Here is a 14,199-nt window from a genome sequence, read left to right as displayed (position 1 = left end):
CTTAATCGCGCCAGCCCATTGCCGGTGCGACATGTTTGAGAATGGACTCAATCACGTGCGCATTGTAATCCACACCGAGCTGGTTCGGTACGGTCAGTAATAACGTATCAGCCTCGGCAATCGCCTCGTCCTTCTTCAGCTGTTCGATCAGCCTGTCAGGCTCCGCGGCATAGCTGCGCCCGAAGATCGCGCGCGTTTTTTCATCAAGATACCCCACGCTATCGCTGTCGTTGCGGCTGGCACCGAAGTACATCCGGTCGCGGTCGTCCATCAGGGCAAAAATACTGCGGCTGACCGAGACGCGTGGCTGCCGCGTATGCCCTGCCTCTTTCCACGCCTGACGGTACGCGCGGATCTGTTTTGCCTGCTGAATATGGAACGGCTCACCGGTTTCATCGTCTTTCAGGGTTGAGCTTTGCAGGTTCATTCCGAGCTTCGCGGCCCATACCGCCGTCGCATTCGAACCGGCGCCCCACCAGATGCGCTCCCGCAGCCCTTCAGAATACGGTTCCAGGCGCAGCAGCCCAGGCGGATTGGGGAACATCGGCTGTGGATTCGGCTTTGCAAACCCTTCGCCGCGCAGCACCTCAAGCAGCACCTCGGTATGACGGCGCGCCATATCCGATTCGTTTTCCCCTTCCTGCGGGACATAGCCGAAATGACGCCAGCCATCAATGACCTGCTCCGGGGAGCCGCGGCTGATGCCAAGCTGCAAACGGCCGCCGGAGATCAGATCTGCCGCGCCCGCATCCTCGGCCATATACATCGGGTTTTCATAGCGCATATCAATCACGCCCGTACCGATTTCAATGGTTTTCGTTTTCGCGCCTATTGCCGCCAGCAGAGGGAACGGCGAGCTAAGCTGACGGGCGAAGTGGTGCACGCGGAAATAGGCGCCGTCCGCGCCCAGCTCTTCAGCGGCCACGGCCAGGTCGATGGACTGCAGCAGCGTGTCTGCCGCCGAGCGCGTGCCGGACTGCGGAGAAGGCGTCCAGTGACCAAACGATAAAAACCCGATCTTTTTCATAACCCTGTGTCCTGATAATGCGTTGCGTTCTGTCCACTTTACGCATTACCCGGTAAGAATAAATGCCGTTTATTTAACGGAAAGCATCAAATAAATTGACGGAATAGAGGGGTTCGTCATTCCGCTCCATAATGGATATAATATCCCCCACTTTTTTCATGGCAGGTAAAACCGGCAATGGCTCTGATCCCCAAAAACTACGCGCGACTGGAAAGCGGCTATCGCGAGAAAGCATTAAAAATCTATCCGTGGGTCTGCGGACGCTGCTCGCGGGAGTTCGTCTATTCCAACCTGCGTGAATTGACGGTTCACCATATCGATCATGACCATACTAACAACCCGGAAGATGGCAGCAACTGGGAGCTGTTGTGCCTGTTTTGTCACGATCACGAGCATTCGAAATACACCGAAGCGGATCAGTACGGCACCACCGTGGTCGCCGGTGAAGACGCGCAAAAAGACGTGGGTGTCGCTACGTTTAACCCGTTTGCCGATTTAAAAGCGATGATGGATAAGAAGAAATAATCTTCTCGTCCGCTCGTGCTCCGCGATTTTAAAATGTCCAGGTGATAGCGGCGGTTGCAGACCCCTCATTGCGCCGCATCACTATTGGGCTTTCATTCGCATGGTCGCCAAGCCAGGTATAGTCCGCGCTCAGGACCGTTCCCCAGTGAGCATCGAACTGATGGCTCCAGGTCAGGCTGGTGTCGACGCCATAAAATCCCCCCGGCGCTGAATAGCGGCGATAGCCGGTGCGGCGGCTCTGCTGCTCGCTGACCCCATACCAGGTATTCAGATAACGGCTGTCGCCAAACAGAGCCGCAGACTGAAGGGCGATCGTGTCCTCGCTGTTTTGTAGGGGAATCAACGTAACGGACGCCTGATAACTTACGCCCTGGCTGTCCGTTAACGGTAGCGTCGCCTTACCCTCAACGCTTAGCCAGGACGCAGCCTGCCAGCCGACGGCAAGGCCGGTATTCAGGGTGGCATCAATGTCCCCCATCCCTTTCAGATTGTTTGCGCCCTCACGCCAGCCAGAATTTTTCTCTGCCCTCCCGAGGTCGTAACCCAGCGTATGTTCCAGGTACCAACCGCTGTCGTTTTGCAGGTCATATCCCACTCCTTTTTGTGCATCAATAAAGAAAGCACCCTTGCGCCCCTGCAGCACAGGAACCACCTGCCACACCTGCTTGTCTGAGCCTGAATAACGGGGGGCATAGTGACCGCCCAGCCCGACGGTTAAAGAGCCGGAAGCGGCGTCATCATCCGCCTGCACACCTGAGGCAACGGCCATCAGAAGCGGAACGGTCATATACAGGCTTTTTTTTATCGCTATCATACTGTTCTCCACGCAGACGCTGGCGTCTGCTGATTCAGGGTCTGCCACACAATGTTGGCGCAGTATGGTTTGGCTAAATCAATGAATCGTCGGGATAGTGTTAAGAAACGGTCAAGGTGAACGGATGTTGTCCAGAAGAGTGCTGATTATTGAAGATGACGCCGATGCGGCTGGCGTGCTTGAAGCCTATTTACGTCGTGAAAATTACGATGTCACCATTACCGGAGACGGTCTTTCCGGGCTGGATATGGCGCAGCGGTGGAAACCCGACCTCATCCTGCTGGACGTGATGCTGCCCGGGCTTAACGGCACCGAAGTGCTGGCCGGACTGCGTCGTAAAAGCGATGTACCGGTGATCATGGTCACCGCCATGGGCGACACCCCCGATCGCATTGGTGCCCTGCGGTACGGTGCCGATGATTATGTTGTGAAACCCTATCATCCGGGAGAAGTCGTGGCTCGCGTACAGGCGGTGCTGCGACGCAGCAGTAAAAAAGAGACAGACGACGAGATCCTTCGCTGGCAAACGCTGGAGGTGGATGTGGCCGCCATTGTGGCGAGCGTGGATAACGGCGGCGACGCGCCCGTTATGCTCGATCTTACGCCAACGGAATTCTCGCTTCTGGCAACGCTGCTGCGCTCTCCCGCTCGACCCTTTTCCCGTCAGTACCTGCTGGAACACTGTCTGCCGGAAAGCGAGGCGCTGGAGCGCGTGGTGGACACCCATATTTATAACCTGCGTAAAAAACTCGAAGCGGCGGGTATTTCCGGCGTGTTGATTAACGTTCGCGGCGTGGGATACAGGTTCAGACAACCATGATAAAAAACCGGCACTCCTCTCTCTGGCGCTGGATTTGCGCGCGTATCCTGGCACTGGCCATCGGCAGCGTGATCGTCATTGCCACCTGCATGTGGCTACGTTATGCGGTACAGAACTACTGGATAATGGGCAGAATGCCAGCGGCGGTCCGGCAGGAATTTCTGACGCTCAGCCAGAACCCACAGGCCGATCCGGCCCGCTTCCACAGCATTGTGGATACCTGGTGGGGGCTGAGTTATTCCACGCCATCCATCGCCTCTGCGGACTGGGTTACGGTGGCCCTGCTGGTGCTGGTGATGATCCCGTTTATTGTGGTAATGGGGTTAAAACACGCCCGACCGCTGGCGCTGCAGTTCAGCCGTCTTCGCGATGCCGCCAAAGATGTCGCCGACGGGCAGTTTGGCCGTCAGGCTGAACTGGTCAAGGATGCGCCAGCGGAAATGGTCAGCTTTGCAAACGACTTTAACTCCATGACGGGGCAACTCGCCCGCTATGAAAAAGAGCTCCGCGCCTCGCACGTCGCGATGGCGCACGAGCTGCGTTCGCCCCTGACGGCCGCCATTGGTCGTCTGCAGGGCATGTTGGACGGTGTGTTTGATGCCAGCCCGATGCAGCTGGAAATGGTGATGAAACAGCTTCAGCATCTTAATCGCCTGACCGATGAGCTTCACCTTCTCTCGTTAGCGGACGCGGGAAATCTGGTGCTGGAAGAGCAGGCCTTTTCTCTGGATGAGCTTATTCAGGAGCGGGCGGCCTGGATCATGCCGCAGGCCGAAGCGCATCATTTTACGATTACGCTGCGTAACCCGCGTACGTTCCCGTTCAGAGGCGATGCGTTCCGCATGGGGCAGGTATTTACTATCCTTATGGAAAATGCACTACGCTACGGGCGCGAAGGCGGCCATCTCGAGGTGGCGCTGCACTACGCCAGCGGGCATTACGCCATTGAATTTCACGATGACGGACCGGGCGTATCCCCCCAGTTCTTACCGGACATGTTTAAGCGCTTTAGCCGTGAGGAGCAGTCCCGCGCGCGGCATTCCGGCGGCAGCGGCCTCGGTTTGTCTATCGCCCGGGCGATTTGTCAGGCCCATGGGGGAACGATCGAGGCCTCATTACCGGAAACGGGCGGCCTTGCTGTGCGTATTTTGTTACCCTGGCAGCCGTCCGGTAATGAAAATATCCACTCTTGATAAACCCTTGACAGAACATCGAATCTTTCTCGACGTAGCGCGCATTTAATAACGCCCTCATCTTTATGGAGCGGCGTTATGTCAGACGAATTTGTTCTCTCCCTCCGCCACTGCCTGCACCATCTGTACGGCGTGGCGCGTACTCTTTCCTGGGTAAATTTTCTCCCTCTGGTCCTGCTCGCGCTGGTGATTTTTCCGCTCACCGGCTGCGGTGACAAACAGGAAAATAAGCCTGCCCCAGTGCGTACGGTGCGCTACGTCGTCGTACGTACAGCCCAAACCCTCCCCGCGCTGGAAAGGACCGGTGAGGTCCATGCCCGCGATGAAACGACGCTGAGCTTTCAAACCGGGGGGCGAATACTGACGCGCAGCGTTGATATTGGCGATCGGGTTAATGCCGGACAGCTGCTGGCCACACTTGAAAATACCACCGGACAAAATCAGCTCGACAGCGCAACGGCCGACTATGAAGGGGCCACAGCCTCAGCGCAGGTTGCCGCGCTTAACGTCAGCCGAATGCAAAAGCTCATGCCGACGGGCGCAATAGCCCGCACGCAACTCGACAGCGCCCGCGCGGACTGGCTCGTCGCCCGCGCGCGATTAAAAAGCAGCGAGGCCGCGTGGCGTAACGCCCGCGAAAGCCTTGGCTGGACGCGCCTTATCGCTCCACAAACCGGCACGATCACCGAGGTGAGCGCCTCTGCGGGCCAGGTTGTCAGCGCGGGACAGACGGTGCTTACGCTGGCAACCGGCGAAGCCCGCGACGTAGCGTTTGATATCGCCACGCCCGATGCGATACCGCCGCTGGATAAGGCGGAATTGCGGGTTTCCCTGCTCAGCGACCCGTCGGTACAGGCATCTGCCGTGCTGCGGGATATCACCCCGCAGGCCGATCCTCAGACCCGCACCTGGCGCGTCAGAGCCACCCTGATAAACCCGCCAGCGGCGATAGCGCTGGGTGCCAGCGTCACCGTCACCCTGCCCTCGACTGGCCCGCGAGGTTACGTCATTCCCGCATCGGCACTGAGCCGAACAGGAGATAGACCGGCGGTGTTCGTGATTAACCCGCATTCGCAGGCGCAGCTGCGTGCGGTGGTGCCTGCCTGCTATACGGCCTCCTCGGTGATTATCGCCTCCGGCCTTGAGCCAGGCGACCGGGTGATTACGGCTGGCGTGAGCAAACTCCGTTCCGGAGAGCCGGTGGTACCCGGGGAGGTTCAGCCATGAACACGAAACCGCAAGCGAAATTTAACCTGTCCGCATGGGCGCTTAACCATCAGCAGATGGTCAGTTTCTTCATGCTGCTGATCGTGGCGATGGGCGTGTTCTGCTATGAAAAACTGCCGCGTAATGAAGATCCGGTTTTTACCATTAAAACGGCGGTCGTCTCCGCGCAGTGGCCGGGCGCGTCCGTAACGGACACCACCCGTCTGCTGACCGATACGCTTGAAAAAAAGCTGCAGGAAACGCCCTGGCTTGATTATCTCGAAAGTGAAACCCGTGCCGGGAGCGTGGTTATCCATGTGAATCTCCGTGACAATACCCCGCCGCAAATGGTGCAGGACATCTGGTATCAGATCCGCAAAAAAATGCAGGACATCGCGCCGTCTTTACCGGAAGGCGTTCAAGGCCCTGCCGTGAACGACGAATTTGACGATACGTTCGGCACGATTTACGGCTTTATTCCCGACGGCTACACCTTACGGGAAGTGCGGGATCGCGTTGAGACAATACGTCGTGAGCTCGCCTCCTTGCCAGATATCGGCAAAACCACCCTGCTGGGCGAACATCAGGATCAGATGGTTCTCGCCTTTTCTCCGGCCCGTCTGGCGGGTATGGGACTGGATATTCAGGCGGTCGCCGATGCGCTGCGGGCGCAAAACGCGGTTGTCCCAGCTGGCGTTATGCGTACCGGGCAGGAGAACATCGCGATCAAGGTCAGCGGGGCGCTCACGTCCGAAGAGAGTTTACGCGCCGTCACGCTGCACATTAACAATCGCTATATTCCGCTGACCGATATCGCCACCGTCACCCGGGAAGCCGCCGAGCCGCCAGCCCCCGCGTACCGGGTAAACGGCAAACCGGCCATCGGGCTGGCGGTGTCAATGGCGCCAACGGGCAACATGCTGCGTTTTGGCGCCGCGCTGAACGCCAGAATGACAGTCCTCAGCGCCGGGCTGCCGCACGGTATTGAGATGGTGAAAGTTGCCGATCAGTCGGCGGTGGTCAGTGACGCGGTAAGTGGTTTTGTCCGGGTGCTTATTGAAGCTGTTGTTATCGTGCTGGCGGTTTCATTTGTCTCGCTGGGTTTGCGGGCGGGGCTGGTGGTGGCTGCGGCCATTCCGCTGGTGCTCGCCATGACGTTTGCCGGCATGATGCTCGCCGGCATCGGGCTTCAGCGTATCTCGCTTGGGGCGCTGATCATTGCGCTGGGTCTGCTGGTGGATGACGCCATGATCGCCGTCGAAACGATGGTCTCCCGACTGGAAGCCGGGGATTCCCGTCGGCATGCGGCCACCCATGCATTCAAAACGACGGCCTTCCCGATGCTCACCGGAACCCTGGTGATGATTGCCGGGTTTATTCCCGTTGGTTTTGCGGCCTCCAGCGCCGGTGAATATTGTTTTTCCCTGTTTGCGGTAGTGCTGATTGCCCTGCTCTGCTCCTGGGTTGTCGCGATCCTGTTTTCGCCGCTGACGGGCACGTGGCTGCTGCCGGAGAAGGTCAGACATCGCGCGGCAGGCCCTGGAAGGATCGCGCGCGGGTACGGGCGGCTTTTAGGGCTGGCGCTACGTCACCGGCTCGCCACCGTGCTGATTGCGCTTTCCGCGCTGGGGCTGTCCGTGTACGGCACGACGTTTATGCAGGGTGAGTTCTTCCCCGCGTCGGACCGGCCTGAACTGCTGGTCAGCCTGACGCTTCCGGCCAACGCGTCGCAGCCCGAAACGTTAAGAGAGGTGGAAAAGCTGGAACACGCGCTGGCCGGCAACAGCAATATAGAGCGCTACTCGACGTACGTCGGGTCAGGAGCCATCCGTTTTTACCTGCCGATGGACGTGCTGCTGGAAAATGAAAACATCGCCCAGATTGTGGTGGTGGCGAAGGATCTTCAGACGCGGGATCGTCTGCATGAGCAGTTGAACAGGCTGCTGGCGGCGCAGTTTAGCGACATCATCACGCGCGTGTCGCCCCTGGAGCTTGGGCCGCCCGTCGGCTGGCCAATCAAATACCGGGTGAGCGGGCCTGATTATCTGCAGGTCCGGGCGCTTGCGAACCGTCTGGCCGACGCGATTGGCCAATCGCCGCTGTCGCGCGAGGTTAACCAGACGGCCGGAGAGCCGGAGAGGATCATTACTCTGAAGGTGAATCAGACGGCGGCCAGGGCGGCAGGAATATCGTCAGAAGCTCTCGCCCGCACCTTGAATACCCTCTGGTCCGGCAGCGTTGTCACCTCGGTCAGGGATAACGATCGCCTTGTCGACGTGGTGCTGCGGGCCACGGACAATGAACGTCACAGCACCGCCACCCTCTCCTCGCTGACCGTTCAGGGGAATGACGGTAAAAAAATTCCGCTCAGCGCCGTCGCGACGCTGGTCTGGAGCGTGGACGATCCGGTCATCTGGCGTCGACAGCGGTTGCCTTTTATTACGGTGCAAACTGACCTCGCGCCGGGGCTGAGGGCCGAAGCGGTATCGGCGGCGCTGCGTCCGGCGATCGACACGCTGCGCGCGGAGCTGCCTGCCGGTTACAGCATAGAAGAAGGCGGCGCGGTTGCCGAATCAGATAAGGGGAACAGCTCCGTTTTTAGCGTTCTTCCGGTGACGCTTGTCATCATGTTGATGCTGCTGATGCTTCAGTTGCGCCGATATTCCCGGATGCTGCTGGCGCTTCTGATGGCCCCGTTTGGTTTACCGGGGATCGTGCTGGCTATGCTGCCCGGCGGCACGCCGATGGGATTTGTCGCGCTGCTGGGCGTCATCGCCCTGGCGGGGATGATCGTGCGTAACGCGGTGATACTGATTAGCGAGGTAGACAGTAATCTTGCTCAGGGGATGGCAAACGATGCCGCGATTGTGGCGGCCGCGGAGCATCGGGCCAGACCCATCTGTCTGACCGCCTGCGCCGCCATTCTGGGCATGATCCCGATCTCTCATCAGGTATTCTGGGGGCCAATGGCCTATGCGATTATCGGCGGGCTGCTGGTCGCGACGCTGGTAACGCTGACCGTATTACCCGCGTCGTTTAGCCTGCTGTTACAGTGGGGGACTCAGCGCAAAGCCGCAGAAGAAAGGTGAGCTGAGGCTCAATCGTTCCCCGGCAGATTACACAGCAGTCAGCGCAAAACGGTTCCTCAGGATCCGGGGGATCTCATCCTCCGTCAGTTGCTGCGGCTAAACTGCGCAAACGAACCCACGCCTCGCCTGCTGAATGCCATGGAACAGACTGGCGCGCGGTGTCATGAACTGGCGGCTCCTCTCCGGTGGCGGTTTTACACTAAACTTTCCAGCCACTCGGTAAAGGCCCGCACCTTGCGGGAGAGATGGCGGTGTGGATAGAGAAGCGACAATTTACGATCCGGGGAGCGATGCTCCGGTAACACTTCAACCAGTTGGCCGCGGTCAATATAGGGCTGCAGAAAAAGATTCATCCCCTGTATTAACCCTAACCCGGCCAGGCCCGCCGCAATGTAGGCTTCGGAGTTATCCACGACCAGCTTGCCGGGCAGCGTTATTTCCGCAATGCCTTCTGGCGTAGTAAACGTCCAGGGTTGAATTTTTCTGCTGTTGTTATTGATCCAGTTGATGGCCTGATGTTTGTATAAATCATCCAGCGTTTCTGGCGTACCGTGTTTTGCCAGCCAGGCCGGGCTGGCACAGGTCGTGATTTTAATGTTCCCGATTTTGCGCGCGACATAGTCACCATCGTCCAGCTCCCCCACTCGCAGCACGCAGTCCAGGCCATCGCGCAGCATATCCCGACGGCGGTCAGAGCTGCTCAGTATGATGTCGATTTCAGGATGCTGCCGATAAAAATCCGGCAGGTTGGGTATTACCCTCAGCGCCGCAAAAGCGATGGGCATATCCACCCGCAACTGACCGTGTATTGCCCGGCCAGTGCCAAACGACTCCAGTAAATCGTCCGCCTGCGCCAGCAGGGGTTTACTTCGGCGATAAAACGCCTCGCCGTCCGGCGTCAGGCTAATCCGCCGCGTTGTTCTCTGCAGCAAACGCGTGCCGCTGTGCTGCTCCAGATGCTGTAACGCTTTGGTGACCGCCGGACGGTGGATCTGCAGATTTTCCGCCGCCTGAGTCAGGCTGCCCGACTCGACAATTTCAATGAAAACTCTAATTGATTCAAAGAAATTTAGTTGCATTGGTTGTCTCTTTTGCCGTCACAGGAATGTCAGGATTGTTACTTATTTTATAACAGTGATGAATCTTTTTGGCTATTTTTCCTAACAATCTTCCGCCCTACACTCTCCTCCATTCAAACGTGAGGAATGTTCTGCTATGAAAAATAACCGTATCTGTCAGATCCTGGGGATCGAAAAGCCTGTTATTCAGGGACCGTTATCCTGGCTTACTGATGCCCGTTTAGTGGCCGCGGTCAGCAATGCAGGAGGACTCGGCGTGCTCGGCCCCAACGCAGGGTTAACCGCCGATACCGCGGTCTCCACGCCGGAAGAAACCGCCGAAAAAATGCGGGAAGAAATTCGCAAAACCAAACGGCTGACCGAAAAACCCTTCGGCGTGAACCTGATCCCCACCGCCGTTAATGACGTCTGGACCGGGCCAATTCTTAAGGTGATAAAAGAGGAAGGCGTCAGGGCCGTGGTGTATACGGGCTATGGTGAAGGCAGCATTATTCCTGCGCTGTTCAATGAGTTAAAAGAGGCGGGTATCGCCATTATCTACCGCGACATTAATCCCACCCCGGAAAACACCCGTCTCGCGGAAGACGCAGGGGCTGACATTATCGTCGCCACCGGTTTTGACGAGGGCGGGACGCTACCCGCAACGGCGCTGGGTACCTTTTCCATCGTGCCACTGATTGCCGATGCCGTGAAGCATGTTCCGGTGATGGCGGCGGGCGGTATTACCGATCGCCGCACCGCCAGAGCGGCGCATGCGTTAGGTGCGGAAGGCGTGTTTGCCGGTTCGGTCTTTATCAGTACCGTAGAAAGCCGCGTGCCGCAGGAGGTCAAAGAGAAAATTGTTGCCGCCAACGGCCTGGACCTGCTGCTTTTCCGCACCGTCCCTCACTACTATCGTTCTCTGCCCGGCAAGCTGGCGGAAAAACTGGCGGCGATGGATAAAGCTGGCGCAAGCAATGAAGCGCTGGGCAAGGCGATGGGAGGATTGCGGGGCCTGCGCCTGGGCATGCTGGAAGATAACACCGATGAAGGTTATATCGCGCTCGGCACGGGGATAGGAAGTATCCGCAGCGTGAGAAGCGTGGCTGAGGTTGTCGATGCGTTAACGGTTGAGTAAGCCCTTAACCCTGATGCTATGGACGCTGCACAGGAGCGGCGTCCATAAACCGTCTTCGGCTCTTTGTCACACATAGCCGCTTTTTACCTCGCCACCGGTAAATCCGCGTACCGCGTCGTATAGGCCGGTGACAGCATCTCCCGCTTCATCGCCCAGGCTTTCTCAATCCCCTGCCCGGCAAACCATATTTTCCCTTTGCCGGAATGATTTAAGCTGTCGATGGTTTCCATCAGCGCGGCGCTGTTGGCGCTCGGGCGGTTATCGTCAAACAAATTCAGCTGGGCAACGCCGCTGCTGAAAAAGTCTGCCAGCATCACCCCCGCTTTCATATAGCGATATCCGTCAAGCCAGATACGACCCAGCGCCTCAGTGGCGGCACGAATGATATCGCGCGAATCATTGGTGGGCGTCATCAGGGTGACGGAAGCCTGATTGCCGTAATAAATTTCGTTGTCGGCATGCGGGCTGGTGCGCACAAACACGCTGATAAAGCGGCAATACTGATGCTCGCCACGCAGTTTTTCCGCAGCACGTTCTGCATAGGCGCAAATGGCCTGATGCATCTCCTCGTACTGCGTAATACGGTGTCCAAACGAACGACTACAGATAATTTGCTGCTTCGTGGGAGTAAACTCTTCCAGATCGAGGCAGGGCTCACCTCGAAGCTCGCGCGCCGTGCGCTCCATTACCACGTTAAAATGTTTGCGGATGACCCAGGATGACGCTTCCGCCAGCTCCAGTGCCGTGGTTATCCCCATCGCGTTAAGTTTTTTCGTGATGCGTCGTCCTACGCCCCACACCTCCTCCACCGGAACCTTTGCCAGCAGCTTACGCTGCCGTCCACGATCCGAGAGATCGACCACGCCACCGGTGGCTGACCACCGCTTCGCCGCATAGTTGGCCAGCTTCGCCAGCGTTTTAGTCGGCGCAATCCCGACGCCCACACTTAAGCCTGTGTTTTTAAAGACCTGCGTACGCATCTGATGACCGAATGCTTCCAGCGAGATGCAGTTGCTGACACCCGAAACGTTCACAAATGCTTCATCGATGGAGTAGATCTCAATGGCCGGCGCGAGATCGGTCAGCGTCTGCATCACCCGGCTGCTGAGATCGGCATACAGCGCATAGTTGGAGCTAAAGACGTAAACCCGCGACGGATACCCCTTCTCTTTGAATTTAAAATAGGGCTCCCCCATTTTTATGCCGAACTGCTTTGCCTCCCGCGACAGCGAAATAATACAGCCGTCGTTATTGGACACCACCACGATGGGCTTACCCACCAGATCGGGGCGAAACACCCTCTCGCAGGAGGCATAGAAGCTATTCACATCAACCAGCGCGAACATGTTTATGCGTTTTGAGCGTATGAGTGACGACACCGAAGATTTGCAGCTCCTCTTCGGACTGAAAGGCGATCGGCTGATAGCGGGCATTACGCGGCAGCAGCCGCAGAACCGGGCGGGTCTGTAGCTCTTTCACCGTAAACTCGCCGCCGACCGACGCCACAACAATGTCCCCGTGCTCGGCATTTAACGAGCGGTCTACCACCAGCAGATCGCCGTCGCCAATCCCTGCGCCGATCATGGAGTCCCCGCTCACTTTGATAAAGTAGGTCGCACTGGGGTGCCTGACCGCCAGCCGGTTAAGATCGAGACGATCCTCCACATAATCCTGCGCAGGGCTTGGAAAGCCACAGGCAACACGCTCAAGATATAAAGGTAATTCAATAAGTTGCTTTGGATGATAAGAAAAGAGAGTGTCCATAAATGCCTTTCCCGCCAGATACTGTATATAAATACAGTATTACGGATTACGGCACAGGATCAAGGTCATTTCCGACAAAGACCGCAAACACGTTGAAGTTTGAACGGATTTAATTTAGCAACCTCTCCTGCTGGCGATCGTAGATGGGTCAACCAAAAGTCATTAAAAAGTCATTAGCCCACACTTTGAAATCACTTTATGTGAAAAAAGATCATAAAATCACTACACAAACACTATCAATTGACTTCAATATCAGAATGACGCATATTTTAGGGCACGAATTATCAAGACTTTTGGAGGACGTTTTCTATGCCAGCCCGTGACTATCCCGACAAGCGAGTTGCCCGCGGTTTAGCAAAGGAGGCCGATCTCAGGATGTTGAGCGCCCGCATTGAGCCTGACCTGATGGAATACATCAGAATCACCGCCTTTGAGACGCGAAAAAGCAAGCAGGAAATTGTGGCAGAAGCGTTAGCGCTTCACAGACAGAAAAGTCAATGCGGAGTCTGAGCAGGCAAAGCCTGGAAGTGTCCTTCCGGCTTTGCCCATGCTGTGATTAACCCATCAGCGCATTCAGTTTTTCAAGTGCTTCAGGCGGCAATTGCACCTCTCCCGCCGCGAGGTTTTGCCGCAGATGCGCCACGGATGACGTGCCGGGGATCAGCAGGATGTTCGGCGACCGTTGCAGCAGCCATGCCAGCGCAACCTGCATCGCCGTTGCGCCCAGGGAATCCGCGACGGCCTGCAGGCCGGTGGACTGCAGTGGCGTGAAGCCTCCCAACGGGAAGAACGGCACATACGCAATCCCCTGCTGCGCCAGTAAATCCACCAGCGCATCGTCGCCGCGGTTCACAATGTTGTACATGTTCTGCACGCAGACGACCTGCACCATCTTCCGCGCTTCCGCCACCTGCGTGGCCGTGACGTTGCTCAGGCCAATGTGGCGTACCAGCCCCTGCTGCTGTAATTCTGCGAGGGTGGAAAGCGGTTCAGCAATCGATCCTTCTGCCGGGCCGTGTGCGCTAAACATGATCCGCAGGTTCACCACGTCCAGCACATCCAGCTTCAGGTTGCGCAGGTTGTCATGCACCGCCTGGGTCAGCTCCTGCGCGGAAAAGGCCGGCAGCCAGGCCCCTTTGTCATCGCGACGGGCACCGATCTTGGTGACGAGGGTAAGATCGTCCCGGTAAGGATGAAGCGCCTCGCGGATCAGCTGGTTCGTCACATGCGGGCCGTAAAAATCGCTGGTATCGATATGATTCACACCCGCCGCCACGGCTTCGCGCAGCACGTCCAGCGCGGCCTGTTTATCCTTCGGCGGGCCAAATACGCCCGGCCCGGCAAGCTGCATTGCCCCGTAGCCCAGTCGTTTAACCGTTCGCGTTCCGAGCACGTACGTCCCGCTTTTATCAATGCTGCTCATGTTAACCTTCCTCATAAAATGATCCGGATTTACAACAGGTTCCTGACCGAAGCCCTAAGTTAAGCGCGAGTTAAATTAAAGTTTAAATTCTATACGACGATAGTATGGGTGTACCTCTGCATCTTTTCTAACGGACGACCGC

13 protein-coding genes and 1 pseudogene are annotated in these 14,199 nt (G+C 57.3%); 8 read left to right on the top strand and 6 right to left on the bottom strand.

Features of this window, described 5'->3' with window-relative positions:
- Position 1 precedes the first annotated feature (1 nt).
- The gene (locus IM284_RS04285; RefSeq protein WP_047368444.1) at positions 2-1,027 is read right to left on the bottom strand and encodes an LLM class flavin-dependent oxidoreductase; all 1,026 of its coding nucleotides are present in this window, start codon (positions 1,025-1,027) and stop codon (positions 2-4) included.
- A 177-nt stretch (positions 1,028-1,204) separates the two neighbouring features.
- On the opposite strand from IM284_RS04285, the gene yajD reads away from it, so the two are divergent.
- Positions 1,205-1,552, top strand: a complete 348-nt coding sequence (gene yajD, locus IM284_RS04280) for an HNH nuclease YajD (RefSeq protein ID WP_003857471.1) — start codon at positions 1,205-1,207, stop codon at positions 1,550-1,552.
- Between the two features lie 28 nt (positions 1,553-1,580).
- Here the strand turns inward: yajD and IM284_RS04275 are convergent, their stop codons facing one another.
- On the bottom strand, positions 1,581-2,366 hold the full coding sequence (locus tag IM284_RS04275) for a MipA/OmpV family protein (RefSeq protein ID WP_047368443.1): 786 nt from the start codon (positions 2,364-2,366) through the stop codon (positions 1,581-1,583).
- A gap of 124 nt (positions 2,367-2,490) precedes the next feature.
- Between IM284_RS04275 and IM284_RS04270 the strand changes: the two genes are divergently transcribed.
- The 5 genes and pseudogenes from IM284_RS04270 to IM284_RS23715 all read left to right on the top strand — a co-directional run.
- On the top strand, positions 2,491-3,186 hold the full coding sequence (locus IM284_RS04270) for a response regulator (protein WP_028012960.1): 696 nt from the start codon (positions 2,491-2,493) through the stop codon (positions 3,184-3,186).
- Positions 3,183-4,379: a cell wall metabolism sensor histidine kinase WalK gene (locus tag IM284_RS04265; protein ID WP_047368442.1), complete on the top strand. Its 1,197-nt coding sequence runs from the start codon at positions 3,183-3,185 to the stop codon at positions 4,377-4,379. The genes IM284_RS04270 and IM284_RS04265 overlap by 4 nt, the downstream gene beginning before the upstream one ends.
- Before the next feature lie 78 nt (positions 4,380-4,457).
- Positions 4,458-5,606 (top strand): efflux RND transporter periplasmic adaptor subunit, encoded by a 1,149-nt coding sequence (locus IM284_RS04260; RefSeq protein WP_047368441.1) that lies wholly within the window; start codon positions 4,458-4,460, stop codon positions 5,604-5,606.
- On the top strand, positions 5,603-8,674 hold the full coding sequence (locus tag IM284_RS04255) for an efflux RND transporter permease subunit (protein ID WP_047368440.1): 3,072 nt from the start codon (positions 5,603-5,605) through the stop codon (positions 8,672-8,674). The genes IM284_RS04260 and IM284_RS04255 overlap by 4 nt, the downstream gene beginning before the upstream one ends.
- A 78-nt stretch (positions 8,675-8,752) precedes the next feature.
- A pseudogene (locus IM284_RS23715) lies at positions 8,753-8,935 on the top strand (hypothetical protein); the annotation flags it as partial.
- Here IM284_RS23715 and IM284_RS04250 read toward each other — a convergent pair.
- Positions 8,869-9,753: a LysR family transcriptional regulator gene (locus IM284_RS04250; protein ID WP_047368439.1), complete on the bottom strand. Its 885-nt coding sequence runs from the start codon at positions 9,751-9,753 to the stop codon at positions 8,869-8,871. The pseudogene IM284_RS23715 and the gene IM284_RS04250 sit on opposite strands and share 67 nt — an antisense overlap.
- A 136-nt stretch (positions 9,754-9,889) precedes the next feature.
- Here IM284_RS04250 and IM284_RS04245 point away from each other — a divergent pair, with 136 nt between their 5' ends.
- Positions 9,890-10,870, top strand: coding sequence for a nitronate monooxygenase family protein (locus IM284_RS04245; protein WP_047368438.1), 981 nt, complete (start codon positions 9,890-9,892; stop codon positions 10,868-10,870).
- An 83-nt stretch (positions 10,871-10,953) separates the two neighbouring features.
- Here IM284_RS04245 and umuC read toward each other — a convergent pair whose 3' ends face one another.
- Together umuC and umuD are read right to left on the bottom strand one after the other, a co-directional pair.
- Positions 10,954-12,216 (bottom strand): translesion error-prone DNA polymerase V subunit UmuC, encoded by a 1,263-nt coding sequence (umuC, locus tag IM284_RS04240; protein WP_045630206.1) that lies wholly within the window; start codon positions 12,214-12,216, stop codon positions 10,954-10,956.
- Complete coding sequence (umuD, locus tag IM284_RS04235) at positions 12,200-12,634, bottom strand: translesion error-prone DNA polymerase V autoproteolytic subunit (RefSeq protein ID WP_047368437.1); 435 nt, start codon at positions 12,632-12,634, stop codon at positions 12,200-12,202. The genes umuC and umuD overlap by 17 nt, the downstream gene beginning before the upstream one ends.
- A 309-nt stretch (positions 12,635-12,943) precedes the next feature.
- Here umuD and IM284_RS04230 point away from each other — a divergent pair, with 309 nt between their 5' ends.
- On the top strand, positions 12,944-13,144 hold the full coding sequence (locus IM284_RS04230) for a hypothetical protein (protein WP_028012954.1): 201 nt from the start codon (positions 12,944-12,946) through the stop codon (positions 13,142-13,144).
- Between the two features lie 46 nt (positions 13,145-13,190).
- On the opposite strand, the gene IM284_RS04225 is transcribed toward IM284_RS04230, so the two are convergent.
- Positions 13,191-14,057 carry an aldo/keto reductase family oxidoreductase gene (locus IM284_RS04225; protein WP_047368436.1) on the bottom strand — a complete coding sequence of 289 codons (867 nt, stop codon included), beginning with the start codon at positions 14,055-14,057 and terminating at the stop codon, positions 13,191-13,193.
- Between the last annotated feature and the right edge of the window lie 142 nt (positions 14,058-14,199).

Source organism: Enterobacter cloacae complex sp. P12RS, assembly GCF_014895875.1.
Lineage (GTDB): Bacteria > Pseudomonadota > Gammaproteobacteria > Enterobacterales > Enterobacteriaceae > Enterobacter > Enterobacter bugandensis.
This window is presented reverse-complemented; position numbering and strand designations above follow the sequence as displayed.